We start from the raw sequence: 15834 nt of genomic DNA, 5'->3' as shown, positions 1-15834 counted from the left end.
AAAACGCGGTGTGCCAAGGCCCGGCAACACTCGGCTAGATCAGTCCTCTTCCCCGGACATTTTCGCGAACAGGTGCCGCACCTTCTCCGCCGCGCCGTCGGACAGGAACAGCTCCAGGTTGTCCGCCGACATCTGCGCCGCCGGTTCGGCGCGGTCGAACATCGCCTCCTCGAACTTCCGCACGTCGCCGCCTTGAACGAGAACAAGGGCAAGCTCGGCGCCGTCCCGCATCGCGAGGTTCGCGCCCTGTCCGGCGAACGGGGACATCAGGTGCGCCGCGTCCCCGATCAGCGTCACGCCCGGCGTGGGGTCCCATCGCAACCCGACCGGCAGCGCGGTCAGCGGATACACCAGCACCGGCCCGGACGTCGCGTCCAGCAACGCCAGGAACTCCTCCGGCCATCCGGCGTACAACTCCTTCAGCGCGACGCGGGCGCGATCCGGGTCGTCGAACGGGATCCCCGAGGTCTCAACCCAGTCCTCGGCGCAGCGCAGGGTCAGGTGGACGCGGATCGTGCCGTCTCCGTTGCGCTGCGCGGAAAGCGTCTGGTGATCCCCGATCGAGGAAAAGCCGCCGCGCCCGACGAGCGCCGATGCGGCTGGGTAGGCGCGGTCCGCGTCATGGATGACCAGCTCCATCCCGTGCGCGCCGCAGTACGCCGGTTCCGCGTCGGTGAACAGCGGACGGATTCTCGACCGGGCTCCGTCCGCGCCGATGAGGAAATCGCACTCCAGGGTTTCGCCGCCGGACAGATGGACGCGGTGCCGTCCGTCGCCGAGCGGCTCCGCCCGGGTCACCGCGTGTCCCCAATGGACAGTCTCCTCGGGGAGCGCGTCGAGCAGCAGTTTCCGCAGCGCCGGCCGGTCCGCCTCGGGACGGCCCCAGCGCGCTTCGCCCTCGTCCGGGGTGATTTCCTGCCGCAGCAGGGTTCCCGCGGAGTCGTAGAGGACCATGTCCTGGCCCTCGGGACGGGCGATCGCGCGGTAACCGGCCTCGAGACCGGCCTCGCGCAGCGCCCACTGGCCCTCGTCGACCGTCAGGTCCAGCGTGCCGCCCTGCACCCGGGCTTCCGGGCTGGCGTCGCGTTCGCAGACCACGGCGTCGACGCCGTGCGCCCGCAGCACCCGCGCGCAGGTGAGCCCGCCGAGCCCGCCCCCGGCAATGACGATTCGCATGATGACATCCCCTCGATACACCGTATTTACTAAATACACCGTATCGGAAGCGCCCCGGTACTGTCACCCGAAAAGGAGCGAGCATGGACGAACTGGTGTGGGAACGGCCCGAACCGCCGGCGCGCGCGGCGCCGGCGCCGTTGAGCCGCGCCCGCATCGTCGAGACCGCCTGCGCGCTGGCCGACGAAGGCGGGCTCGAAGCAGTGTCGCTGCGCAAGGTCGCGGCCGCGCTCGGCTCCGGGCCGATGCGGCTGTACGGCTACCTCGACACCAAAGAAGAACTGCTCGACCTGATGACCGACGCCGTCTACGGCGAGATCCCGCTGCCGGACCCGGAAACCGAAGGGCTCGCCGCCCTCCGCGCGCTCGCCCACGGCTGCCGCGCGGCCGTCCAGCGACACGAATGGTTCGCGGACCTGATCGGCGGACGGCCCGGGCTCGGCCCGAACGCGCTCGCCTACCTGGAGGCGTCGCTCGCCGCCGCGGCCGGTCCGGGCCCGATCGAGGACGCCATGATCACGGTCTTCACCGTGCACTCCTATGTCACCGGCGCCGTGCGCAGCGAGATCCGCGAGCGGCGGCTCATCAGCGACACCGGCCTCGACGAGGAAAGCTGGCAGCGCGCCGCCGCGCCGTACCTGCAGCGGATGTTCGACTCCGGCCGCTACCCCACCCTCCTCCGCACCGCGCGCGACGCCGTCCACCCCGACGGCGACGCCGTCTTCTCCGCCGGCCTCGACCGGGTGCTCTCCGGACTCTCCCTGAGCTAGTTACCGCTTAAGCGGCAAGATGGGCGCATGAACACCGCCGCGCTGGGCCCGACGACCCGCGTCATGCACGCGATGGAACAGCTGTGGGCCGAAATCCGGCGGCGGCACGCGGACGTTCCCGAAGCGATTCTCGTGCTGGCGTCCGGAACGATGGGCACCGCCACCGAGATCCACGGCCATTTCGCGCGGTCCCGCTGGCACGTCGGCGACGGCGTCGAACCGCGCGCCGAGTTCTTCCTCGGCGCGGAAGGCCTCCGGCGCGGCGCGGCCGAGATCCTCTCCACCACACTGCACGAGGCCGCGCACGGACTCGCCGCCACCCGCGACATCGTCGACGTCAGCGACGGCCGCTACCACAACAAACGCTTCGCCGCGCTCGCCGCCGAACTCGGCCTGCGCGCCGAACAGGCCGACCGGATCGGCTGGTCCGCGACGACCGCCCTCCCCGCGACTCTCAAGGCATACGAAGGAGAACTCTCCCGGCTCGAAGACGCGCTGACCGTGTGGCGACACACCGAACAGGAAGTCGCGCGCCGCGCCGTCGCGGCCCCGTCGAACGATCCCGAAGGGCCGGACGAGGTGGCCGAACCGCTCGCGCCGCCGGTGGTGATCGCTCCGGTCGACGGCCGCGGCGCGCATCGCGGCGGGCCCAACTACGTCGCGGCGATCTGCCGATGCGAACCGCCCCGCCGGATCCGCGCAGCCCGGTCGATCCTGGAACTGGGGCCGATCGCCTGCACGTTGTGCTCCGAACCGTTCATCGAGGCTTGACCGCTGACGCGGCAACACATAGTGCTTGCACTTTGCCATCACTTCGGGATACCGTCGCGCATCACGAACGGAAGGGGGTGCCGCCATGCTCAGCCAGGCGGCGGAGGGCGTGCTGGTCCACCAGAGCGAACTGCTCGAGAACAACGCGATCGTCGTGCAGGGCCGGGAGGGCGTGCTGCTCGTCGATCCCGGGCTCACCGATGACGAACTGACCTGCCTCGCCAACGATCTGCGCGAACTCGGCCAGCCGGTCGCGGCAGGCTTCGCGACGCATCCGGATTGGGATCACGCGCTCTGGCACGCCGAATTCGGCGACGCGCCCCGTTACGGCACCGCCCGGTGTGCGGCCGATCTGCGGGACCTGCTGGCGAAGCCGGACTGGAAAACCCTCATCGCCGAGGGATTGCCGCCGGAGATCGCCGGCGACGTGCCGCTGGACCTGTTCGGCCGCATCACCGGCCTGCCCGCCGGAACCGCCTACGTTCCGTGGGACGGCCCGCGAGCCCGGATCATCGAACATCCGGCTCACTCCCCGGGGCACGCGGCGCTGCTGATCGAGGAACGCGGGGTTCTCGTGGCGGGCGACATGCTTTCCGACGTCCTAGTCCCGATGTTCGACACCGCCGCCGACCCGATCGAGGACTACCTCGCCGGATTGCGGGCGCTCGAAGCCGTGGCGGACGACGTCGAGGTCCTCATCCCCGGCCACGGATCCGTCGGAACCGACCAGATCAGCAGGCGAATCGACCTCGACCGCGCGTACGTACAGGCGCTGCGCGACGGCCGCGAACCCGACGACCCGCGGATCGGCCCGTCGGCCAAGCCAGGCTGGGAGTGGGTCCGGGATCTGCACCAAGGACAAGCCCAGCGGCTCGCCCGGATCAGCGGCGGATGATCAGCCGAGCCACCCGCGGTGCAGCGCCGGAGCGAGTTCGTGCGCGGCGGAATCGCGGATGGCGTTCTCGTCGTGGAGATACCCCTCCGTGGTCGACAACGCGGCGTGCCCGAGGTCGCGCTGCACCTGGCGCGGCGGGACCCCTCGCTCGATCGCGTGCGTCGCGTAGGAGTGGCGCGCCGAATGCGGGTGGACGGTGTCGCACAACGATTGCAGGTGGGTCGCGACGAACCGGGCCTCGGCGGTGTCGTGGAGTTCCCGCAGCCGCGCGGTTTTGGGCGGCTGGCAGAACGTCGCGCACAGCCGCCGCAGCAACGCGGTCACGTGCGAAACGTGCACGCGCGCGCCGGTGCTGGTGACGAAAAGCGGCTCCGCCCGGTTCGCGCCGACCTGCCCGCGCAGCGCCGGGACCTGCGGCGTGACGCGGTCCGCGAGATAGGCGTCGAGCGCGTCCGCCACCGGTGCGGCCAGCGCGACCTCGCGGTCCTTGGATCCCTTGCCGTGCACGCGAAGCACGCCGATGCCGCCCGCGGCCGGCCGCCGGTAGTCGGCCAGGTCGACGCCGACGAGTTCCTCCGCGCGCACCCCGGTGCCGATCAGGATCTCGACCATCGCCCGGTCGCGCGGGCCGTTCCGGCTGTGGTCGACCAGCAGCCAGGCGGCGAGCAGCAACGCGCGGCACGCGTCGAAAGACCAGCGCGCGGTCTGCGACGGGACGCCGGACGGCCGGTTGAGATGCTGCGCGCGCCGGTCGACGAGCGCGGCGGGATTGTGCCCGGCCAAGCCCTCCCGCAGCAGGTACTTGCGGTAGAACGCGGACACCGCCGACAGCATCCGGCCGCGCGTCGCGTCGCGGTATCCGGCCCGCGCCAGCTCGTCCAGCCACTGCTCGACGTGCTCCACCCGGACGTCTGCGAACGACGTGAACCCGTTGCGCAGGCACCACGGCAGCCACGCGAGCGCGTCCGGATCGGTCCGCCGCGCCCGGCCGCGGCGACGGCCCGGGTCCGGCGGCTGGTAGCCGGGCACCCAGTCGAGCGGGATGCCGAGATCGGTCGCGTAGGCGACGCGGGTGTTGACCGACGCGTAGACGCGCAGGAACTCCCCGAACCGCTCCCGCGCGTCCTTGCCCGCTCCCCCGGCATCGGTGAGCGCGAGGGTCATGCGCGCCCGCCCGGATACAGCGCGGCGACCCCGGCGAGCACGAGATCGATCCCGGCGAGGAACTGCTCGCGGTCGTCGTGCTCGCTCATCTGGCCCGCCATCGCCCGGGTGGTCTCGTACTCCTCCGGATCCAATGCCTCCCACGCTTCCGCGGTGGCGGCGAGGAACTCGGCCCGGTCCGCGTCCGGCTCGGTGACCTGGCTGTTCGCCGCGTTCTGCCCGGCCGCGCCCAGGACGTAGTGCATCAGGACCGACGTCGCGGTGAACCAGTGCTCCTCGGGCACGCCGAGCGCGCGGACCCGGCGGCCGAGGCTTTCGAGGATCCGCGGCGTCACCGGTCCGCCGGGGCTGCGGGACAGCTGGAGCAGAAGCTGCGCGGCCAGCCACGGATGCGCGTCGATCGCGGAGAACAGCCCGAGCGCGACCGCGTGCACCTCCTCGCGCGGCGAGCCGGCCGACTCCGCCGCCAGCGCGTCCGCCACCACCGCGTCGGTCGCGGCGACCAGCAGTTCGCCCTTGTTCGCGACGTGCCAGTAGATCGCGCCGGGACCGGTCGCGAGCCGCTCGGTGAGCACCCGGAAGGTCAGGCCGCTCTCGCCGGCCGCGTCCAGCAGTTCCACCGCCGCTTCGACGATGCGCTCCCGAGAGAGTGCCTCCGTGCGCCGCTGTGCCCGGCGCGTCCCCGTAGCCATGGGCCTATCTTGACACATCTGGAGCGCCGTTCCAATATGGAATGGCGTACCAGAACTTCTCTTTCGAAGGAGCCGTGTCATGAACACACCCGTCACGATCGTCGGCGCCGGGCTCGGCGGTCTCACGCTCGCCCGCGTCCTGCACGTCCGCGGAATCCCCGCCGCCGTCTACGAAGCCGAGGCGTCCCCGACCTCGCGCGCCCAGGGCGGCCTGCTCGACATCCACGACTACAACGGTCAGCTCGCCGTCGAAGCCGCCGGGCTGACCGCCGAATTCCGCACCCTGGTCCTGGAGGGGAGACAAGAACTGCGGCTGCTCGACCGGGACGGGACAGTGCTGTTCAAACAACCCGACGACGGCACCGGCGGCCGCCCCGAAGTCCACCGCGGCGAGCTTCGGCAACTGCTGATCGACTCGCTGCCGGAGGGCACCGTCCACTGGGGACACAAGGTCAGCGGCGTGCGCGCCTTGGCCGAGGGCTACGAGGTCACCTTCGCGGACGGAACCACGGTCACCACGAACCTGCTGGTCGGCGCGGACGGTGCCTGGTCGAGGGTCCGGCCGCTGCTGTCCTCGGCGAAGCCGGAGTACAGCGGGGTGTCCTCGGTCGAGACCTTCGTCCACGACTCCGACCGCCGGTTCCCGGCCACGGCCGAGGCCGTCGGCGGCGGGATGCTGCTGGTGCTCGCGCCGGGCCACGGCATCACCGCGCACCGCGAGCGCGACGGGATCCTGCACGCCTACCTCGGGCTGGAACGGTCGCTGGAATGGTTCGACGGCATCGATTTCGCCGACACAGCCGACACAGCCGCTGCGACCGCCCGGATCGCAGCGGAGTACGAGGGCTGGTCGACGGCGTTGACCACACTGATCACCGAAACCAGCACCGCGCCGGTCCTGCGGCCGCACTACGGACTGCCGATCGACCACCGGTGGGAGCGGGTGCCGGGAGTGACCCTGATCGGCGACGCCGCGCACCTCGCCCCGCCCAACGGAGAAGGCGCGAACCTGGCCATGCTCGACGGCGCCGAACTCGGGATCGCGCTCGCCGCCCATCCCGGCGACGTCGAGGCCGCGCTCGCCGAGTACGAGCAGGCGATGTTCCCGCGCAGCGCGGAAACTGCCGCCGAGGGCGCGCACCTGCAACGGCAGATGTTCGGTCCCGACGCACCGCACGGCCTGCTCGCCGAGTTCGTCGCCGGGACCTAGGCCTGCCTGGTCGGTGAAGGGCTCCTTGCGGGAATTAGATTCCCGCAAGGAGCCCTTCACCGACCGCGAACTCACCCGGCCACTGCTTCCCGGAGGGAGGCGGAGAGCGCGCGGGCCTCGTGTTCGGTCATCCGGCCGGTCTCGTACGGCACGCCGTTGACCCACCGCTGCGCCAGCCGGGCGATCCGCTCGCCGTACCGCTGCGCGGTGACCCGGTCGCCAGGCGAACCGGCGTCCTCCGGGCCCAGGTCGGCGTGACTCTGGCTCATCAGCCCCAGCCACGAGCCGAGCCGGTTGACGTCGTCGCGGGTGCCGCCGCTCCAGTTGTTGCCCGGCATGTCGCCCACGCCGATCCACTGCATGCCCAGTTGCGCCGCGAACACCGACAGCTGCTGCAGCACGGCCAGCTTGTCGCCGCTCTGCGACGCGGACATGGTGAACCCGCCGGCCAGCTTGTCCTTCCACGCCTGCGTCGTGAACGGCGTGAACGCGGCCTCCATGAACGCCTTGAACACCGCCGACACGCTGCCCATCAGAGTCGGGCAGCCCAGGACGATCGCGTCGGAACGGTCCAGCAACGCCATGACCTCGCTGTCGTGCCAGCGGCCCGCGGCGACGTCCTCGGCGCGGATGTCGACGAGGTGCACCTCCACGCCCGGCACCTGCCGCGCCCCTTCGGCGAGGTGCTCGGCCAGGAGGCGGGTGTGCCCGTGCACCGAATGGCAGGCGACGGTCACGGTGGCGTGCGGGATGCCGTCAACGGCATTGGCTGTCATGCGAAAACTTCTTCCGGTCGTGGGGAAATCCCCTGCTTGCTCCCCATCTCATCCCGATCGCTGGGTGCCATCAACGCCGTTCTCCAACACCCAGCGATCGGTCACACCGATTGATCGGGCTAGCCTGATCCGGTGGACAGGATCGAGCTGGAAGCGTTCGTCACGGTCGCGGAGGAGCTCCACTTCGGCCGCGCCGCCGAACGCCTGCACCGCGGACAGCCGACCGTCAGCGACGCCGTCCGCCGTCTCGAGAAAACGTTGGGCGGCAAGCTGTTCCACCGCACCAGCCGCCGCGTCTCCCTGACCGATCTCGGCGAAGCGCTCCTGCCCGACGCCCACGCCACCCTCGACCAGCTGCGCCGCTTCCAGCAACGCGGCCGATCCCTGGCCGGTGGCGACCGGGCGCGCACCACGCTCGTCGTCGCCCACGCCGAATACACCGCGCACCAGGTGCTGATGCGCTGCCTGCCGCAGCTGCGCGAGCGGTTCCCGGACGTCACGATCGTGCCGGAGCCGATGCCGACCACCGCGCAGCTCGCGGCCCTGCGCGCGGAAACCGTCGGGCTCGGCATCGGCTGGGCGACCGGCGGGATCAACGGCGTGCGGGCGAGAGTGCTGTCCGCCGAACGGTTCGTCGCGCTCGTGCCCGCGGCGCATTCCCTTGCCGGACATGCCGAATTGAGCGCCGCCGAGCTGTCGTCGACCGCGCTGCTGACCTGGCCGCACCAGATCAACAGCGGGCTGTGCGACCGGCTGCTGTCCGCGTTCCAGATCAGCGGAGCGGACTTGCGGATCATCCGGACCGCCGACAGCGTGCAGGCGATCGCCGCCCACGTCGCGGCCGGAACGGGCATCGGGATCACCGTCGAGTCGGCCCTGGACCACCAGCCGCCCGGGCTGCGGATCATCCCGCTGACCGGTCCTTCGACGACTGCCGACCAGGTCGTCCTCTTGCCCGAAAAGCCGTCCGAAGTCGCGCTCTCGCTGCGGGATCTGCTGCTGAAGGCCGCTTTGCCGGGTTAAGGACACGCGCCGGACAGGATCCGGCCGTGCAACTCCACCAGCCGTGTGCCGGGATCGACGCCCAGCTCGTTGCGAAGGCGGCGGCTCAACCCGGCGTACCGGCGCAGCGCGTCCGCCTGACGCCCGTGCCGGCACAGCACTGTCATCAGTTGCGCGGCGATCCGCTCGTCCAGCGGATGTTCGGCGGCGTAGTGGTTCAGCGGGCCGAGCAGTTCCGACGACTTGCCTTCCCGCAGGCAGATGTCGAACAGATCCAGCTCCGCCCCGAGCCGCTCGCCGGCGAACCGGGCGCGCAGATCGACCAGCCACCCGGCGTCGACATCGACGAACGGCACGCCCCGGCACAACGACAACGCCGCTTCGTACGACTGTTTCGCCCGCCGCCGATCGCTGCCGGACTTCCGCGCCCGCGCCACCAGCCCGCGGAACCGGCACAGATCGATGTCGTCCTCGTCGACGATCACCACGTATCCGCGGTGCCCGCGCGTCAGAACCAGCCGATCGCTGTCCTGGAACACCGCGCGGAGACGGGAAACGTAGCTGTAGAGCGCGTTGTGCACGCGTGCCGGCGGGGAGCCGTTCCAGACCCGGCTGATCAGCTCGCCGGTCGAGATCTGGACATTCGGCTGGATGAGGAGCGCCGCGAGGAGCCGGCGCTGCCTCGGCGGGCCCAACGCGAGAATCCTTTCGCCGACCCGTATTTCGACCTCTCCGAGAACCCTGACCTCGGTGCCGCTCACGGAACCTCCCTGGGTTGTTTCCGGGATACCAGTCCCGCCGCCGCGGTTTCAAGGTGACGGCAAGGTTTCGACAAGGCGCCCCGGCCACGATGGGCCACGGCCCGGGCAGCGTCGCCCCGCATCGGAGAACGCGCCCGCCGGCTTTCGCCCGCCCCGGCGCGATTCCTTGCTGCCGCGAAAGGAAATCGGGAGGTGAAAGCCCCATGCTGTACCGCCACTGACCCGGCAAGCGCAGTGCGGGCGCGTCGTGGCCGGGCGGCCGCGCCGCGCCCGCTCCGACTCGACCGCGGCGTGCCCGCCCGGGAACCGGAGGACGTCTTGGCACCGCACGACGACCCGTACTACGAGCCGCTCGACCCGCGCGTGCTCGCCGATCCGCACCCGTATTACCGCAGGCTGCGCGAGGCGCATCCGGTGTACTGGCACGGAATGCTGGACTCCTGGGTCGTCACCGGACACGCGGCCGGACGCCAGGTGCTCGCCGACACCGCCCGCTACGCCTCGGACTTCCGCCGCGTCGGGACCGACGTTCCCGCGGCGTCGGTGAACCTGCAGCAGCTCGACCCGCCGGAGCACACCGGGATCCGCCGCCTGCTGGTCTGTGCGCTGCACCAGGTGCCGCAACGCGCGATGGCCGACCGCCTGCGCGCGACCATGACCTCCCGACTGCTCGCGCTCGCCGACGACTGCCCGGCCGACCTGGTGTGGGGCTTCGCCCGCCCCGTCGCGCTCGACACGATCAGCCGCTATCTCGGCGTGCAACGGCCGGACGGCGAGGAGTTCGAGCGTTACTCCAACGCCATCGTGCGCAGCATGGATTCCGGTCTCGACCCGTCCCGGGCGGAGGCCGGGGACCAGGCTCGGGCGCGGCTGAGCGAGCTCGTCGCGGGCTGGCTGGCCGACGACAACCAGACCGGTTTCGTCGCCGCCGCCCGCCGTGCGCGGTACGTCCGTCCCGGCATCTCCGCGGACCTGCTGGCGAACTCGCTCCGAGCGGTCCTGCACGCGGGTTACGAATCGTCCAGCCGCCTGCTCGGCGCGGCTTTGCTGCGCCTGGCGCGCCGGCCGGGCCTGCTGGACCAGTTGTCCGCGCTGGACGGTGCGGACGATCTCGCCGACGAACTGGTCCGTCTCGACGGCTCCGTGCAAGCCGACGGCCGGATCTGCGTCGCCGACGGCGAACTGGGCGGACAGCGCATCCGGCGCGGCGACGTCGTGATCGTGCTGCTGGCCGCCGCCAACCGGGATCCCGCCGTGTTTCCTTGCCCGGACGAGGTGAATCCGCGGCCCCGGCGCGGCCTGCACCTCGGATTCGGCCGCGGCGCGCACTCCTGTCTCGGCGCCGCGCTGGTCGGCCTGCAGCTGCGGACGCTCTTCGACTGCTTGCGGGACAACGGGATCACGCTGACCTTGGCCGGCTGTCCGGCCTGGGAGGACACCGCGACCCTGCGCGGGCTGACGGCGCTGCCGGTCCACGTGTCCATTCGGCGGAAAACCTCGGTGCACTGGCGGTAGGTTGCCGGGAGGGGCGGGTTTCCGAGCAGGGGGCGACAGTGCTGGACGTGCGGGCGTTCGACGTCGACCGGGCAAGCGACGCGGAGTGGGACGAGCTGCACGAACTGCAGTTTTCCGTCTATCGGCTCGAATTCCCGGAACGTCCGGCCTTGACGCGGCAGGAGACGATCTCCGCGTTGCGCGCGCCGCAGGTCCAAGCGGGCGAGCAGCTGGTGTGGACCGCGTACCGGGACGGCCGCCTCGTCGCCAGGGCGATCGTGAACCTGCCCGCCGACGGGAACCGGCATCTCGCCGTCGTGCGGATCCAGGTGCGTCCGGAAGTGCGTCGCCAGGGCATCGGGACGGAGTTTCTGCGGACGGTGGAGGCGATGCTGCGGGACCGCGGCCGGACCCAGGTGGAGGGATGGAATCTCACCCTCGGCGGTCCCGGCGAGCGCTGGGCTCAGCGGCTCGGGTTCCGGTTCGTGCACACCACTGTCCTGCAGATCCTGGAACTGGGCGACGTCGACCGCGGGCGGTGGGAGGTGGCCGTGCCCTCGGGATACCGGCTGGTGCGGTGGATCGGTGCCGCGCCGGACGACCTTGTCGAGGCGTTCGCGAAGGCTCGTGCCGCGATCGGCGACGCGCCGCTCGGCGAGTCCGAGCTGGGCGCGGTGGAGTGGACGGCAGACCGGGTCCGCCGGGTGGAAGCGTCGTATCGCGAGCGGGACATCGAGCACCGGACGGTCGTGGCGGTCGATCCTGGTGGCGAGGTCGTGGGCCTGACGCAGATGGAGGTGCGTCCGCTGATGCGGGAGCGGCTGCGGCAGGGCGACACCGCCGTGCTCGCCGCCCATCGCGGACACCGGCTGGGGCTGGCGATGAAGGCCGCGATGCTGCGGTGGTTCACGGCGGACCGGGTCGACGCGGCGCAGGTCTGGACCGCCACCGGGGCGGGCAACACGCACATGATCGAGGTGAACCACCGGCTGGGGTTCTCGACGGAGCGGGCGTTCAGCGTGGTGAGCCGGTCGCTTTAGGGCGGCTCGCGGCGAGGGGGCGGCTGCCAGCGGTGAGGCCGCTGTCCGTCTCGCCTCAACCCACGCCTCGGGTTCAGGCCCCCGCTTCCGCATCGGCGTCCATCTCGTCCGCCTGAGATCTCCGGCCTGTCCGCCGAACTTCCGCACAGGCGCGCCTACGATCGATGTGCATCGACGGCCGACCCGGGCTCAGCCGCTCGCCAAGACACAAAATTTCGCTCCGGCACCCACCCCCGAGGGCCTTCGCTGGCTCTCCGAGCCGCCTGCGCCACAACCATATTAATAATCTCAGTTATCCATATAGTTCTCCCCTCCTGATCCTTGTCGTGTGTTCCAGTTATGAAAGCAATACCCGGTGTTTGAGTATCGCTACTGAAACTGTAGGCTTGGTTCCACCTGCGGAAAGGGGCATCGATGGAGACGGGTGGGCCGCCGATCCGGCGTGGGAGCCGGGAGGAACGGCGGGAGGCGACCGTGCGCGCGTTGGCCGCCGGGGACGAGGCGGGGTGCGCCTACTGCGGTCAGCCGCTGCCGCCCATCCCCCGCCAGGGCGGGCGGCCGACGCCGTACTGCCCGGCCGACCCCGAGCGGTACGGCAGATGGGGCGCGAAGGTCGTCACGTGCGCGATGCTCGACGAGCAGCGCGAGATCTGGGTGACCGTCTACGGTCCCGACCAGCCGATGACCCTGCTCGACACCCAGGCGCTCGACGAGCAGCTCGGCTCGGCGCTGTCGGCGCTGGGCCCGTTGCACGCGGAGCTGTCCGCGCTGCGCACGCACGTCACCGACCAGACCGCAGCGGCCCTCAAAGCGCGGGAAGAGGCTGAGGCGGCTCGCGACGAGGCGCTGGAGCAGGCCCGGGTGGCGAACGCGGAGCGAGCGCATGCGGTGGCTGCCGCGGAGGAGGCGCGCGCGGCTGAGGCGGAGGCCAAGAAGCAGTCCGAAGTGGACCGTGCCGAGCGCGACAGTGCGCTCTCGAATGCTTCTGCGGCCAGGAAAGCGCAGGAAGCGGCGTTGGCCGTTCGTGATGAGGCGGAGAACAACCGTCAGCGCGCGCTCGAACAGGCGGCAGCGGCGCACGACCGGGTCACGGGGTTGCAGCGCGAGATCTCGGCGTTGCGCGCGACGGCGGTCGAGGATCTCGAACAGGCCCGTCGCGACGCAGCGGAGGCACAGCAGGAACTGCGGACGTCGTTGGCCGCCGAGCACGAAAGCCGGTTGCGCGACCAGGAACTGCGGATGCGCGAGCACGCGGCGGAGGCGGACGAGCGGGTGCGCGGGGTCCAGCTCGCGGCGGATCAGCGGGTCGCCGAGTCAGCGGCGCAGTTGAGCCAGGCGACCAAGGGGTACGCCGAAACGCTGGCGCCGCTGCACGCTGAGCTGGGGGAACTGCGCGCTCGCGTCAGTGCGCAGCAGGCTGAGCTGGACGAGCTGAAACGCCTGCGGGAAGCAGAAAAGGCCGAGGAGGCGGAAGAGGAGGCTGGGCACTGAGGCGGCCGCGTGCCCGGCTGGGTTGTGGTTGAATGATCTCAGTCGCCGGTTCTTCCCGGCCGACTGTTCTTGCCTGCGGTGCTTTTCCTGGCCCGCATCGGCGCACTTCATCGATCCCTGCCTCGTCAGGTCGTCCCCGGCCATGCCCGAGAAACGGAGCAGAACCATGCCCACCGAACGCCTCACCGACGGTACCGAACGAGCTCTCCTCGAGAACACGCTCGACCGCAACCGCGAAGCGCTCGTCGAAACCCTGCGCGGCCTGTCCGAAGCCGACGCCCGACGGCGGCTCGTCGCGTCGTTGTCGACGCCGATTTCCGTGGTCAAGCACGCCGCCGCCGCGGAACGGATTTGGTTCCAGCGGTTCTGGGCCGGGCTCGAGGAGTCCGAATGCGACGGTTACTCGAAGCGCGACGTCGGCACCTTCACCGTCACCGACGACGAGACCGTGGCCGATGTGATCGCCGAGTACGAGCGCGCCAGCCAGCGGTCGCGGGAGATCGCCGCGCGCTTCGAACTCGACGACACCAAGGAATTCCCCGGTGAGGGAACCGTCAGCATGCGCTGGACGCTGCTCGCGATGATCCAGGAATTCGCCCGGCACGCGGGCCACGGCGACATCCTGCGCGAGCAGATCGACCAGCCTTTGTCCTGACTCCCCTGGCTCCCCGGTGGTGCCACGCAGAGACACGGTGCCACCGGGCCCCTGGTGTTTGGCCAGGAACGCCAGGACCGGGATGTCCAGTTTCCCGACTCGGTCGGCGACGGCCTGGTCCAGCTCTGGCCGCTACAGCCATCCGCTCGTTTCGGCCACCCGGACCGCTTCCGCGCGGGTGCGGGCTTGGGTCTTCCCGATCGCCGACGACAGATGGTTGCGCACGGTCCCCGCCGACAGGCCCAGTGCGGTCGCCATGTCCGCGACGGTTCCGCCTTCCGCCGCGGCGCGCAGGACGTCCGCCTCGCGGTCGGTGAGCGGGCTCGCGCCGCTGGCCAGCGATTCGGCGGCGAGGGCTGGGTCCACGAACCGCAGTCCGGCGTGCACCCGGCGGATCGCGTTGATCAGCTGTTCCGGGCGCGAATCCTTCACCACGAACCCGGCCGCGCCCGCGGACATCGCGCGCGACAGGTACCCGGGGCGGCTGAAGGTGGTGCAGATCAGCACGCGGCAGTCCGGCAGCTCTCGGCGCAGGTCGGCGGTCACGGCGAGCCCGTCGCGGCCGGGCATCTGGACGTCGACGAGCGCGATGTCGGGTGTGGTCCGCTGCGCGGCGGGCACGACCTCGAGGCCGGAGCCGACCTCGGCGACCACCTCGAGGTCCGATTCCATCCGCAGCAGGGAAGCCATCGCGCCGCGCACGAGCGCCTGGTCGTCGGCGAGCAGGACCCGGATCACGCCGCACCAGCCGGTCCGCGGGCCAGCACCCGGAATCCGCCGTGCGGGCCGCGGCCGTGTTCGAGCGAGCCGGACACCGCGGCCATCCGCTCGGCGAGGCCGGTGAGACCGTGCCCGGGGACGACGCCGTCCGGGACGGTGCCGTCGTCGGCGACTTCCAGCCAGTCGCGGCCGACGCGGATCGTGCAGCGCTGGGCGTCGGAATGGCGGAGCACGTTGGTCACGGCTTCCCTTACTACGTAACCGAAAACGCCCTGCAGTTCAGGGGCCGCGGCATCGGGCGCGGGCAGGTCGGCGTGGACTCCGGCGGCGCGCAGTGCCATCCGGGCGCCGGCGACTTCGGTCGCGAGCGACACTGTGCGGTAGTCGGACACGGTAGCGCGGACGTCGGAAAGGGCTTCCCGGCACAGGTCGTCCAGGTCCCGGATCTCCCCGAGCGCCGCCGCGGTGTCGCCGGAAGTTTCCAGGATGCGCCGCGTCAGGCCGAGTTTCAGCGTCATCGTGGAGAGGCTGTGGCCGAGGACGTCGTGCAGGTCGCGGGCGACGCGCTGCCGTTCCTGGTCGACGGCCATCCGCCGGATCTGCTCGCGGGCCAGTTTGAGGTGGCCGATGGTGAACGTGAGCGCGTAGACGACGCCGAGGATCGCGGTGACGGCCACGAGCGTCAGGACCTCGCCCCAGCTGACCCGGCCCTCCCCGATCGCCATCCACGCGATCTGCGCGACGGCCGTCCCGAAACCGAGCGGCAGGGAGAACCGCAGCGGCAACAGCATGAGGCCGGTCGCGATCGCGTAGGTGAGCCCGGTGAGGTACTCCGGGGAGCTCAGGATCAGCGCGGGCGTGGCGCCGAGCGCGAACATCGCCGCCACCATCGCGATCCGCTGCCGCCGCAGCGCGAGCGGGCCGAACCACAGGACCAGCAGGTACGCGAGGGCGTAGCAGCCGAGAAAGCCGAAAACGAGCCCGGTGCGCACCGGCCCGTACCGCCCGTCCGAGAGCGCGATGACCCAAGCGGCCAGGAAGCCCATCATGAGTCCGTTGACGACCACGGACCGGACGCGGCCGGGGTGCCGGGCGGGCGCCCCGCTGCGCGCGTCCGTCCAGAAACTCCAGTCCGGCCACTGACGGGCCGAGAACCGGTCCGGATCGGGTTCGCGCACGTCGATCATGGTACGGGTGACTCGCTGATGATCACCCAT

General features: G+C 71.1%; 16 protein-coding genes. 9 read left to right on the top strand and 7 right to left on the bottom strand.

The genetic code is table 11. The annotated features are described in order from the left end of the window. Positions 1-39: 39 nt before the first annotated feature. Positions 40-1176, bottom strand: a complete 1137-nt coding sequence (locus ACFORO_RS44305) for an FAD-dependent oxidoreductase (RefSeq protein ID WP_377872449.1) — start codon at positions 1174-1176, stop codon at positions 40-42. A gap of 83 nt (positions 1177-1259) precedes the next feature. Here ACFORO_RS44305 and ACFORO_RS44300 point away from each other — a divergent pair, with 83 nt between their 5' ends. The 3 genes from ACFORO_RS44300 (at position 1260) to ACFORO_RS44290 (ending at position 3612) form a co-directional block, all read left to right on the top strand. After that, positions 1260-1946, top strand: coding sequence for a TetR/AcrR family transcriptional regulator (locus tag ACFORO_RS44300; protein ID WP_377872448.1), 687 nt, complete (start codon positions 1260-1262; stop codon positions 1944-1946). 27 nt (positions 1947-1973) lie between these two features. Further along, positions 1974-2717: a hypothetical protein gene (locus tag ACFORO_RS44295; protein WP_377872446.1), complete on the top strand. Its 744-nt coding sequence runs from the start codon at positions 1974-1976 to the stop codon at positions 2715-2717. A gap of 85 nt (positions 2718-2802) precedes the next feature. After that, on the top strand, positions 2803-3612 hold the full coding sequence (locus ACFORO_RS44290) for an MBL fold metallo-hydrolase (protein WP_377872444.1): 810 nt from the start codon (positions 2803-2805) through the stop codon (positions 3610-3612). Here ACFORO_RS44290 and ACFORO_RS44285 read toward each other — a convergent pair whose 3' ends face one another. Both ACFORO_RS44285 and ACFORO_RS44280 read right to left on the bottom strand, forming a co-directional pair. Next, entirely contained in the window at positions 3613-4776 is a 1164-nt protein-coding gene (locus ACFORO_RS44285) for a tyrosine-type recombinase/integrase (protein WP_377872442.1), read from the bottom strand. After that, positions 4773-5468 (bottom strand): TetR/AcrR family transcriptional regulator, encoded by a 696-nt coding sequence (locus ACFORO_RS44280; RefSeq protein WP_377872441.1) that lies wholly within the window; start codon positions 5466-5468, stop codon positions 4773-4775. The genes ACFORO_RS44285 and ACFORO_RS44280 overlap by 4 nt, the downstream gene beginning before the upstream one ends. A 79-nt stretch (positions 5469-5547) precedes the next feature. Here ACFORO_RS44280 and ACFORO_RS44275 point away from each other — a divergent pair, with 79 nt between their 5' ends. Beyond that, positions 5548-6678 (top strand): FAD-dependent oxidoreductase, encoded by a 1131-nt coding sequence (locus ACFORO_RS44275; RefSeq protein ID WP_377872440.1) that lies wholly within the window; start codon positions 5548-5550, stop codon positions 6676-6678. Positions 6679-6749: 71 nt separating this feature from the next. On the opposite strand, the gene ACFORO_RS44270 is transcribed toward ACFORO_RS44275, so the two are convergent. Further along, positions 6750-7454 carry a flavodoxin family protein gene (locus ACFORO_RS44270; protein ID WP_377872438.1) on the bottom strand — a complete coding sequence of 235 codons (705 nt, stop codon included), beginning with the start codon at positions 7452-7454 and terminating at the stop codon, positions 6750-6752. A 132-nt stretch (positions 7455-7586) separates the two neighbouring features. On the opposite strand from ACFORO_RS44270, the gene ACFORO_RS44265 reads away from it, so the two are divergent. Beyond that, positions 7587-8477 carry a LysR family transcriptional regulator gene (locus ACFORO_RS44265; RefSeq protein ID WP_377872437.1) on the top strand — a complete coding sequence of 297 codons (891 nt, stop codon included), beginning with the start codon at positions 7587-7589 and terminating at the stop codon, positions 8475-8477. On the opposite strand, the gene ACFORO_RS44260 is transcribed toward ACFORO_RS44265, so the two are convergent. Then, positions 8474-9217: an AfsR/SARP family transcriptional regulator gene (locus ACFORO_RS44260; protein ID WP_354741791.1), complete on the bottom strand. Its 744-nt coding sequence runs from the start codon at positions 9215-9217 to the stop codon at positions 8474-8476. The two genes, ACFORO_RS44265 and ACFORO_RS44260, sit on opposite strands and share 4 nt — an antisense overlap. A 318-nt stretch (positions 9218-9535) precedes the next feature. Between ACFORO_RS44260 and ACFORO_RS44255 the strand changes: the two genes are divergently transcribed. From ACFORO_RS44255 to ACFORO_RS44240, 4 genes are all read left to right on the top strand, one after another. Further along, positions 9536-10732, top strand: coding sequence for a cytochrome P450 (locus ACFORO_RS44255; protein ID WP_377872436.1), 1197 nt, complete (start codon positions 9536-9538; stop codon positions 10730-10732). Positions 10733-10770: 38 nt separating this feature from the next. Further along, positions 10771-11751, top strand: a complete 981-nt coding sequence (locus tag ACFORO_RS44250; RefSeq protein WP_377872434.1) for a GNAT family N-acetyltransferase — start codon at positions 10771-10773, stop codon at positions 11749-11751. 414 nt (positions 11752-12165) lie between these two features. Next, entirely contained in the window at positions 12166-13242 is a 1077-nt protein-coding gene (locus ACFORO_RS44245; protein ID WP_377872433.1) for a hypothetical protein, read from the top strand. A gap of 166 nt (positions 13243-13408) precedes the next feature. After that, on the top strand, positions 13409-13897 hold the full coding sequence (locus ACFORO_RS44240) for a DinB family protein (protein ID WP_377872431.1): 489 nt from the start codon (positions 13409-13411) through the stop codon (positions 13895-13897). A gap of 132 nt (positions 13898-14029) precedes the next feature. Here ACFORO_RS44240 and ACFORO_RS44235 read toward each other — a convergent pair whose 3' ends face one another. Together ACFORO_RS44235 and ACFORO_RS44230 are read right to left on the bottom strand one after the other, a co-directional pair. Next, the gene (locus ACFORO_RS44235) at positions 14030-14635 is read right to left on the bottom strand and encodes a response regulator transcription factor (protein WP_354744449.1); all 606 of its coding nucleotides are present in this window, start codon (positions 14633-14635) and stop codon (positions 14030-14032) included. Then, positions 14632-15795: a sensor histidine kinase gene (locus tag ACFORO_RS44230; RefSeq protein ID WP_377872430.1), complete on the bottom strand. Its 1164-nt coding sequence runs from the start codon at positions 15793-15795 to the stop codon at positions 14632-14634. The genes ACFORO_RS44235 and ACFORO_RS44230 overlap by 4 nt, the downstream gene beginning before the upstream one ends. Positions 15796-15834 lie beyond the last annotated feature (39 nt).

The organism is Amycolatopsis halotolerans (genome assembly GCF_042647905.1).
Classification (GTDB): Bacteria; Actinomycetota; Actinomycetes; order Mycobacteriales; family Pseudonocardiaceae; genus Amycolatopsis; species Amycolatopsis halotolerans.
The sequence above is the reverse complement of the archived record's forward strand: the minus strand, read 5'-3'. Positions and strand labels throughout refer to the sequence as shown.